Genomic DNA, 9,473 nt, shown 5'->3' on the forward strand with positions numbered 1-9,473 from the left:
GTCCCATCATCGCCAATCCTCCAGCCCATTGGAAGAATTGAATCAGCAGTTCATGCGGCGATCAAGGATGAGTTTTTCAACAAAATAGGCCCCTTCCGGACCTTCGAACCGCCTTCAACATACCGCGGTCGCAGCCCGCATTCCAGACATTCGCTGCGAGCGCAAAACATGAGGCAGGTCAGTACCGTATCGATGGTTTGTGTCAGCAGCTACCGACCCTGTCAGGGCGAAGAGGGCCGGTTTGGGCACCCCTCGCGGTTTTTATTCAGGATTGTGCCGCTGCTTTTGCTGCGTGTGACACCAACGACTTGCAAGCTTCATTCGATCCAGCCAAAAATTCTGCGCTAGATAATGCATTGACAGCGATTTTCTTTTGTTCCGCTATCTGCTGCTCTGTTGCGCCAAGTTTCCTGGCGGTCGCATATCTGGATTGAGCTTCCTTCTGCAATGCAACAGCATCACTGTAGCCGCCGGCGTGCTGCGTGCACCTGGTTGCTGTAAACTCGAACGCTGCCGCGCTACGTGCAGCTTTTTCCGCTGGTGACGACGGAGACGGGGGCGCGCACGCTACTAGTGCACACGCCGCCACGGACATCAGAAACCACTTCATTTTGAATCCTTCGATTTCGTAATTCAGGTAAGAACTTCAATCAAATAGAACTCCGACAAGATAAAGGCTAAGGAGAGGAAAAACGGGCAGGATAGTCTACAGCTTGGCTTCCCACATTGGAACTGACCTTCCCCCGCACTTAGGGCCGTATTGATCCGGAAACTTCCGGTTGAGTTTTAGTGTTGAGCGGCAGTGTCGAGATCGCAAGAGCCTCAAGCGCTGGCGCGGTTGTTTTTTTCAGGAACTCCGTTGGTGATAGATATCCAACGGCTGCATGTAAAAAGAAGAGACGGGTGAATGGGCAGAGTAACTGCAAAGATTGGCGGCAAAGAGTGGTTTCTTCTCTTTCTTTGCCCATCTTGTGGTGATTGCAAGGAAAATCAGTGTGTTTAACTTCAACTCGCCCACAAAGGTACTTTTCGTGTGAGGTTACACCGCGGTAGCTCGGGACAATCGAGTATCGAAATCAACTAGCCTTAGTCCTCGTCGCGTCTTTCTTCCGCAGAAAACCGCCCGCTACGCGCGGCTTCGGCTGCTCGGATCGCAGCTAGTTGACCGTACATATTGTTGCGGAATATCTTTGCCGTGTGCCCAGCCTTGGGTGACACCAGTTCGGCAATGTTGCCCAGCACGTTGTCAATCAGGTTGAGGAGCAATTCCACCGGGGCGGTCAGATCAGGCAGTTTAATCCCGTCAATAAGCAGGTGTAGGGTCTTTTTGATCGCTTCAATCAGACCCAGAACCGCACCGATTGCATCTTCGGTAACTGCGCCGGGCGCGTCAGCGAGATCCTCAAGCAGTTTGATCAGACCGTCGAGCATATTGTCGATGGTCTCGCTCACTATTTCACTGATGTTGCCCAGAATTGGGTTCAGGGGTTCGAGGGTTTGCCTCAAAGCCTTGAACAGTCTTGAAACGAGACCTAGCAGACATTCCTTCAGGCGGATGACGCCGCCGCCCACATCTGGGAGACCCTGTGCTGTAACCGTTTGCGCCGCCAGATCGCTCCATTGGCCGAGCGCTTTTGCGAATTTAGCCTCGCTGCCCCTGAAAGGGTCGGATTGGTCATTGGCTGGTCGTTTGGCCATCTGAAAGCCCCATTGAAACTGGTGATGTGAAATACGCTCAGGCTAACGAGCTTACTCAAATCAGACAAGTTTTGGTGCTTTGGCATACAAAATCGGATTTATGAGTGTTCGGTTTGGGCTGATCAAGGGAACGGTGGGGGGTCTTGCACCTGTACGTGGAATTGATCAGGAGTATTTCGTACATCTGCGAATTGATAGAACCTGATTGCCATGGCAGTAAAATCAGGCGAATTTCACTGCAGATGCACGCGGTGATGCGACGCGAAGGCCTGGTCGTGAAGCCGGCAGCCCATTGAGGCCGCTTCCTGCACATGCCTAAATGGCGACTTTTTCAACACTATGCGGACAAAGCTGACTTAGAAAAGTCGATCGATCTTCTAGCGCTAATTATGACACTAGAAAACCGGAAGCATTCACTCGCTTAATATTTTGACGATAACCGGGTCTCCACCGCTCCAATACTCTTTATCAGGTCCTTGGTATCCAGCCCCTTCATAACTGTCATAGCTGCAAAGCTTCACAAGAATGATTACGAAGACTGCCATGAGGATTGCTCTGGCAGTTGGGGTTTGGAGCAAGTATTTCATTACTTTCTTTTAATATTGTGTGATCGACCTGGCAAAGAAGTCCTGCGCCTTTTCATTCAACCCGACAGCAGACACGAAGGAGTCAGCGACGGCCATCAACGAAGCTCTGTATCCACAACCTGCTACTCAAAGCGAATACTGAACCATTGCCGACTGACGCCGGTGGGATCGGTGATGTGGTTTTCGAGATACCGCAGGACGATGTCTTCGTTGATTGCATAATTGGAGGTGGAGAAATATCCCCCTGCCCCAGAACCGACTACTCTGACAGCGCCTACGGATCGCGGAATACGCCCGGTTTCGCTTTGTGAGACGAACCGCTTTTGCCGCAAGGCGCACTGTGCCAAGCTTGGGCGAAGGTTGGTGGAGAGTCGGGTTCCAAATAGGTCCGACGTCGGCCCAAAAAAAGGTCGGCGCTCTGCCCTCCAGACGTTGTTGCAGTGTCCGCGACCGTTTCTACTCCGGCCAAAGCCCGCCTACACGGGCCGGTTCTATTGACACAACTGGGGGCTCATGAGACACTTTTTGAATACACAAAAGCAAGTTCATTCCATTGGTCCGCGGCAAGTTGGGAGCGAAAAATGCCCCGCTATGCAAGGAGATGGGCACCTGTCGGTCTTGGCGGAGTCGACGGTCCTGAAGTTGACTTCCCAATACCGCCACATCATCAGGATGCCCGCTTGGTATTCGGCCTTCTGGGCAAAGCAAAGCGTCGCGGAGGCTGGCGTTTGTACTTGGCGCTGGACTTTAGCGAGTATCTGGACTTCAAAGAAAACGACGTCATCCGCTTCGAGCGGTTGACGCCAAGGGAAAGCCGGGTCGGTGGTTCTGTCCTCTGGCTGCGACAGGACGCCAATATCGTACATCACCGCACCGGGTCGCGCGAGGCGCGGGCGGAGTTCCTGCGCGGCAAGATTTCGGACAAATTTCTGCAAGACGCGTCCCCATCCAGGGGATCGTTCGGACCGTTCGGTGCGGCTGCGTTTGTCGCGGGCGGGTGCCATACCGGTGGTGATTTCGACACATTATGCGCGGCGTGCACCGCCGTGCCGACCGCTCTGATCGCGCGCCAACTGCGCGGCCCGGTCTAGGCGAAGCAAATTTTCTCGGCACCGGTCATATTACCGGTGCACCAATACTTATCTTACGGAGAAGTTCATTATGGCACAGGAAAAGGGAAAGAAGTTAAAACCCGACCATCTGGTGGAACAACTGGTGCCGGATCCTTCGGCGATACCGGACGTCAGGGTCCTGATCGGCTTTTTGGGCGAAAGCGGGCGGGACGGGCATTGGCGTCTCTATACCAATCCCAGCCTGAACGAATATCTGGAGATTCCCAAGGACGATGTTGTCCATTGCCAGACCCTCGAAAAGGACGAAGCAAGACTGGGAGGTTCGGTGATTTGGATTAAGCGCGACAGCAACGTCCAGCAAGTGCGGGCAACCTCGCGCGAGGCGCAGTCGGATTTTCTGCAGGGTGCGATCGCATCGCGGGCTACACGGCACAGGCTTGCGCCGGGCATCCTGAACGCCTTTGGCATCCTGCGACCGGGCGGCGGTGGGTTCCAGCCGGGTTCGGTTGCAGTACATGCGTCCTGCGTGCGTGAATTCTGCGATTTCGTGGCAGTGTCCTGGCTTGGCGGAGGCGACGTCTATTGCACCGGATCGTTCCAGTGTGACAGTTCCTGGCAGGCCGAATGTCCGTAGTTTAGTGCCTGACCGGGTTGCCCATGCTGTCCCAGCCCAAGACTGTGGATTACCTTCTGAGCGAGGGGCTTCTCAGTCCTGCCGAGGTCGTTGAGGACGTCCTTAGCGTTGTCAACGTGTCGCGCCGTCATCACAATTTCTGCGTCACAAATGACAGCGGTCGCGGCTTCCTGATCAAACAAGGCGTTGGAAAAGAACGGGCAGCGGCGGTGGCACATGAAGCCACCGTGTACCAACGGCTGGGAACCACAGTGGCATTTTCTTCGCGCTATCTACCAGACCTGCACCGATATGACACCAAAAATGAGATTCTGGTTCTGGAATGGATCGAAGGCGGGCAGAACCTGCGGGAATACCACGCACAACGGGGGAGCTTTCCTGTCCTGCCAGCCCGGGCACTCGCTGATGCCCTAAGTCGTCTGCACCAACTTCCTGTGACGGCGGAAAACCCTGCAGCGGCCGGACGGGGCGGTGTGCCGTGGGTTTTTTCCCTGCACAGCCCCGATGCCGGATTTTTCCATCAATGCAGCGCCGCCAACCTGAGCCTGATCAGCATGGTTCAGGAATTCCCGGAGTATTGCGATCACCTTCGGGCTCTGGCTGAGGAATGGAGCAACGATGCGCTCATTCACGGCGATCTGAAATGGGACAATTGTCTGGCAACGGGCAAAACCGCCTCGGCCCGCAAAACCCGCGTCAGGATCGTCGACTGGGAGCTTGCGCGGGCCGGGGATCCCTGCTGGGACACCGGTTCGATCTTTCAGGAGTATCTGGGGTTCTGGTTGCTCTCGATTCCGATCACCGGGTACGAGCCACCGGAACGGTTTCTGGATCTGGCCCGCTTTCCTCTGGAGCGCATGCATCCCGGCATTCGTACCTTTTGGGAAACCTATAGCGCGCGCATGGGCTTCAGCCCGGTCGAAGCCGACCGGCAATTGATCCGGGCCGTCCGGTTCGCCGGTGCGCGCCTGTTGCAGACGGCTTTCGAGCAGATGCAGCATTCAAGCCAATTGAACGGGAACATAATTTGCTTTCTGCAGTTGAGCCTTAACATCCTCGAAAGGCCGCGTGAGGCAGCAGCTCATTTGCTTGGCCTCAGGTCGCAAGGATTAGACGTCTATGCGCCCGTTTAGGGATCGGATCATGGCCGTGGTGGATGCCACGATCATACGGTCACCAACCGGTTTTTCCTGGTTCGGAACGCGTTCCGAACATTTGCCGCGATCCATTACAAAGGGCCTCAATTCTCAGGCGGCCCGCAGCTACTTGCACTACACGCTCCAAACGCGGCTGTATAGGGATTTCTATTGTCCGGGCACCGCTCGGGCCGAAAGCAATGGTCATGGGCCTCAGGTGGTGTCAGGGCGCACGCCGTTCATCACCGCGTTATCGCAATCGAATGCCGGGTCAGGTCATTGGGCCAAGGGTTGGACCATCTCCACCGCCACGGGCGATGCCACGATCATTCGGAACGGCAAGCTAACGCTGCGAGCAAGGCGCAATGAGGTCCAAACGGACTCGACACAGCACATCCCGCCACCCGGAGCTCAGGCGCGGCTGTTAGTACCCAAGGAGTTCACGCATCTCTCTCCGGGCTTTTACATGGCAGTGGGAGATCAGGAACTGGCGCCGGACGACGAACTGGTCAGGTGGTATTGGAACCTTACCGCCGCCGGAGCGGTTCCTTTTGTGCAGATGGCAACAGGGGCACTGAACCAGATACAGGTTCCCTTCAAGCTCAAGGTTCTCAATGACCCCACGCGTTACACCCGCGCCGATGCGGCGGTTCTGTACCTACGCAAAGTCGATATCGGCCAGATCGGGGACACCATTCGGCGTTTGGCCTCCAGCCTGTCCGATATGCTCAAACCCGCGACACCGGCCCTGACCAAACCGCTGGCAGACGGGGTCGGATTGGCCGAAGATCCGGGCGCGGGGACCAGTTTTGGGCTGCACCGATGCGCGCTTTTGGCCGAAGGTCTGATCCGGGCGCACGAGCTGGGCAGACAGACGCCCGCAGCGCGGCTAGAGGTTGTTGCGAACGCCCTAGAGGCGGCGGGCATCGACCTGGATCAGCCATATCTGAATCCGGGCTCTAAAGATGTTTATCAGGCTTTGGATAGCCCGTCGCGGCCCAATCGGGCTCGGCCCTCCACCTCATTGCCGCAAGCCGATCCGAAAACATGTCTGGAAACTGCAGAAGGCATTGGACGCAAGATTGTGGAGAGCGCAATCTGGTATAAAGATCGCTGTACCTGGGTCGGGGCCGAACCCACTCCTCAAAGCCACGATCAAGCGCCGTCGCGCCCCGTTTTTCGAACAATCGGGGCGGACATGTACTCCGGAACTGCGGGTCTGGCGTTGTTCCTTGCGCAACTGTATGCAGCCGCAGGGGGTTCCATCTTTCGGAACACCGCCGCAGCCGCTCTGACCCAATCCTTCGCGACACTCCAAAACATTCCACCACAAGCGCGGTTCGGGCTGTTTTCGGGATGGAGCGGGATCGCGCTCGCCGCCGCGCGCACGGGCAGCTTATTGCAAGAAGAAGCTTGGTTAAAACGGGCAGATGATCTGTTCGGACGTATGATGGATTTGCCTGACGGGCCCACCGAACCCGACTTGCTTGCAGGCTCGGCCGGTGCGATCGTGGCGCTTCTTGCATCCCGCAGCCATCTGGATCCATCGATGCTGGTCGGCCGCGCGGCCCGAATAGGAGACCGGTTGCTGGCGGCAGCCGAGCCCCTGGGTCAGGGCTGTTTCTGGCCGTCAATCAGCTATCCGAACACACCCGGTCTAACCGGATTTTCGCACGGTGCATCGGGAATGGGCTTCGCTCTTTTGGAGTTGTTTCATGCCACTGGGGAGGCCAAGTACAAACTGGCCGCTCTGCGCGCTTTTGACTACGAGTCGGACTTGTTTGACCCGGTCGCAGGCAACTGGCCTGACCTTCGTAGCGGAGACACACCCGGTGAAACCCGGACCTTCGCCAGCGCATGGTGTCACGGCGCGCCGGGCATCGCTCTGGCCCGCATCGGGGCCTTCGCGCGTTTGGGGCAGGACAGGTTCCGGGATGAGGCCAAGGTTGCGATCCTGGCGACGGCGAAGGCTGTGCAAGCCGGTCTGGAGTCGGAGATTGAAAACTATTCTTTGTGTCATGGAATGGCGGGCAATGCCGACGTTTTGTTCAGCGTTGGCCTTTGGTTTGACCCGGACGTTCAAAACACTGACCTCGTCCATCGCGTCGCCAGTTTCGGTATCCATCGCTACGCTAGTGACGACCAGAACTGGCCTTGCGGCATTCCTTGGGAAACACCGGGGCTGATGTTGGGTCTTGCGGGGATCGGCTATTTTTACCTGCGGATGGCCGATGACGATGTTCCGAGCATCCTCGCGCCGGTTGCGCAGGGTCAATAGTGGTCTTTGGACGTGCAGAGGTGCTGTCAGACTAATTCGAACCAATCTCAGTTTGCCGCGGAAACCGCGAACCTATCCCGAACAATGCTGACGCCACTCGCTAGGGTCCAGACCGTGCCGGGTGTCGGTCCAATCACAGCCACTGCGGTAGAGGCGTTCGGACCTGACATGTCCCAGTTCAAAACTGGGCGTGACTTTGCAGCCTGGCTGGGTCTTGTCCCGAAGCAGCACTCCTCCGGAGGTAAGGAACGCTTGGGACGCATGACCAAGGCAGGCCAGGCAGATATCCGACGCCTCCTGATCATTGGCGCAATGTCGCGTCTTAACTGGCTTGGAATGCGCTCGGTTGCTGAGCCGACCTCGGAGGCAGCGCAGCATGCTGTGATAAAATTTTCCGGTCAACGTCGGGTTGTCGTTGTGGGCGGGCATGGCGGATCGGAGGATCAAACATGGAAACCCCAAACTTACCTGCCATTCGCGCGCTTCGGCCAGCCTGGAACAAAGGACGTATCGTCGGTCAGAAGCGACCACTGAAGCCAAAGCACGTCTGGGCGATCCGAGTTCGACTTGAACTGGCCGAGAACCATCGCGACCTCGCGCTGTTCAATATGGCAATCGACAGTAAACTTCGCGGCTGTGATCTTGTGAGGATGAAAGTCGTCGACGTGATGGCATCGGGACAGATCAAAGAGCGCGCCTCCGTCCTGCAAGGCAAAACTCAGAAACCAGTCCGCTTCGAGATTTCCGAGGGCACGCGAGCTTCAGTCGAGAAGTGGATGGAAGACGAGCTGATGGTCGGTTCAGAGTACCTTTGGCCCGGCCGATTTCATGAACGCCTGCACATCTCGACACGCCAATATGCACGGATTGTCCGCGATTGGGTCACGTCGATCGGCCTCGAAGCAAGCGCCTACGGAACCCATTCAATGAGGAGAACCAAGGTCACTCAGATCTACAAAAAGACCGGAAACCTACGCGCTGTTCAGCTTCTTCTTGGCCATACTAAGATGGATAGTACAGTCCGGTATCTCGGCGTCGAACTCGAGGACGCCCTAGCAATCGCCGAAGCGATAGAGATCTAACGTTAACAGGCCGCTCTCACGGGCGGCTCATAGGAGACATCCAGCGGCAGGTTGCAGTGCTGCGGTCGCAGCCCGCTTTTTGGACATTCGCTGCAAATGCAAAATCTCGAAGCCTGCGAATACACAGGATGCGGGACAAACCAGACATCAAACAAACAATGCCAATTGCCTGGTTGTGGGTATTTTGGGTCAATCGCGCCCAGAGGTGTTCCACCAATGCGGTTACACAAATCTATTCACGTAATTCTCTAGTATTTCCTGTCGGCCTGATTTGGGATCGGGATTTATCCCATCACGTAAAACTCGGGCGGAAATTTCTTCCAGGCCTTTGCCCAACATGGACACTGCACCTGGTGTATTCCAACCTGAATACCGTTCCGTCAGTGAGTCCTCCAATCCCCCATCATCAATCATAGCGGCCGCAGCCTTCAAACCGCGTGCGCATATGTCCATTCCACCGATATGAGCCGCCACCAGATCGACAGCGTCAATCGATTGCCGGCGAATTTTGGCGTCGAAATTTGTGCCGCCGGTGGTAAAACCACCAGCCTTCAGGATGTAGTAGTAAGCTAGGGCAACTTCCGGTGTGTTGTTCGGGAACTGGTCTGTGTCCCATCCAGACTGGTAATCGTTGCGGTTCATATCAATTGAACCCAACATTCCCTCCGCAGTTGCAACAGCAATTTCATGCTCGAAACTATGCCCGGCTAGTATTGCGTGCCCCTGTTCGAGGTTCAGTTTCACCTCGCTCTCCAGCCCATACTTCCTGAGAAACCCGATGCAAGTCGCAGCGTCATAGTCGTATTGGTGCTTGGAAGGCTCCTGAGGTTTCGGCTCCACAAGAATCGTGCCTTTGAACCCGATCTTGTGTTTGTACTCTACGACCATGTTCAGAAAACGGCCCATGTGATCCAATTCGGTTTTCAAGTCCGTGTTCAGAAGAGTTTCGTAGCCCTCACGACCACCCCACAGAACATAGTTTTCG

8 protein-coding genes and 1 pseudogene are annotated in these 9,473 nt (G+C 56.0%); 6 read left to right on the forward strand and 3 right to left on the reverse strand.

The annotated features are described in order from the left end of the window. Window positions 1-265 precede the first annotated feature (265 nt). Together ACR0JA_RS23420 and ACR0JA_RS23425 are read right to left on the reverse strand one after the other, a co-directional pair. On the reverse strand, window positions 266-610 hold the full coding sequence (locus tag ACR0JA_RS23420; RefSeq protein WP_480580306.1) for a hypothetical protein: 345 nt from the start codon (window positions 608-610) through the stop codon (window positions 266-268). A gap of 476 nt (window positions 611-1,086) precedes the next feature. Then, complete coding sequence (locus tag ACR0JA_RS23425) at window positions 1,087-1,698, reverse strand: hypothetical protein (protein ID WP_480580309.1); 612 nt, start codon at window positions 1,696-1,698, stop codon at window positions 1,087-1,089. Window positions 1,699-2,866: 1,168 nt separating this feature from the next. Here ACR0JA_RS23425 and ACR0JA_RS23430 point away from each other — a divergent pair. From ACR0JA_RS23430 to ACR0JA_RS23455, 6 genes and pseudogenes are all read left to right on the forward strand, one after another. Beyond that, entirely contained in the window at window positions 2,867-3,376 is a 510-nt protein-coding gene (locus tag ACR0JA_RS23430) for a hypothetical protein (protein ID WP_480580312.1), read from the forward strand. Between the two features lie 70 nt (window positions 3,377-3,446). Further along, a complete protein-coding gene (locus ACR0JA_RS23435; RefSeq protein WP_480580314.1) occupies window positions 3,447-3,992 on the forward strand; it encodes a hypothetical protein in 546 nt (181 codons plus the stop codon). A 23-nt stretch (window positions 3,993-4,015) separates the two neighbouring features. After that, window positions 4,016-5,125, forward strand: coding sequence for a phosphotransferase family protein (locus ACR0JA_RS23440; RefSeq protein WP_480580317.1), 1,110 nt, complete (start codon window positions 4,016-4,018; stop codon window positions 5,123-5,125). Next, on the forward strand, window positions 5,112-7,406 hold the full coding sequence (locus ACR0JA_RS23445; protein ID WP_480580320.1) for a lanthionine synthetase LanC family protein: 2,295 nt from the start codon (window positions 5,112-5,114) through the stop codon (window positions 7,404-7,406). The genes ACR0JA_RS23440 and ACR0JA_RS23445 overlap by 14 nt, the downstream gene beginning before the upstream one ends. A gap of 99 nt (window positions 7,407-7,505) precedes the next feature. Continuing rightward, a pseudogene (locus tag ACR0JA_RS23450) lies at window positions 7,506-7,721 on the forward strand (transposase); the annotation flags it as partial. A gap of 134 nt (window positions 7,722-7,855) precedes the next feature. Continuing rightward, complete coding sequence (locus ACR0JA_RS23455; protein ID WP_480580323.1) at window positions 7,856-8,488, forward strand: tyrosine-type recombinase/integrase; 633 nt, start codon at window positions 7,856-7,858, stop codon at window positions 8,486-8,488. A 222-nt stretch (window positions 8,489-8,710) separates the two neighbouring features. Here the strand turns inward: ACR0JA_RS23455 and ACR0JA_RS23460 are convergent. Beyond that, the coding region (locus ACR0JA_RS23460; RefSeq protein WP_480580326.1) for an apurinic/apyrimidinic endonuclease family protein at window positions 8,711-9,473 on the reverse strand (763 nt) is incomplete at its 5' end.

Source organism: Ruegeria sp. AM4, from assembly GCF_056540665.1.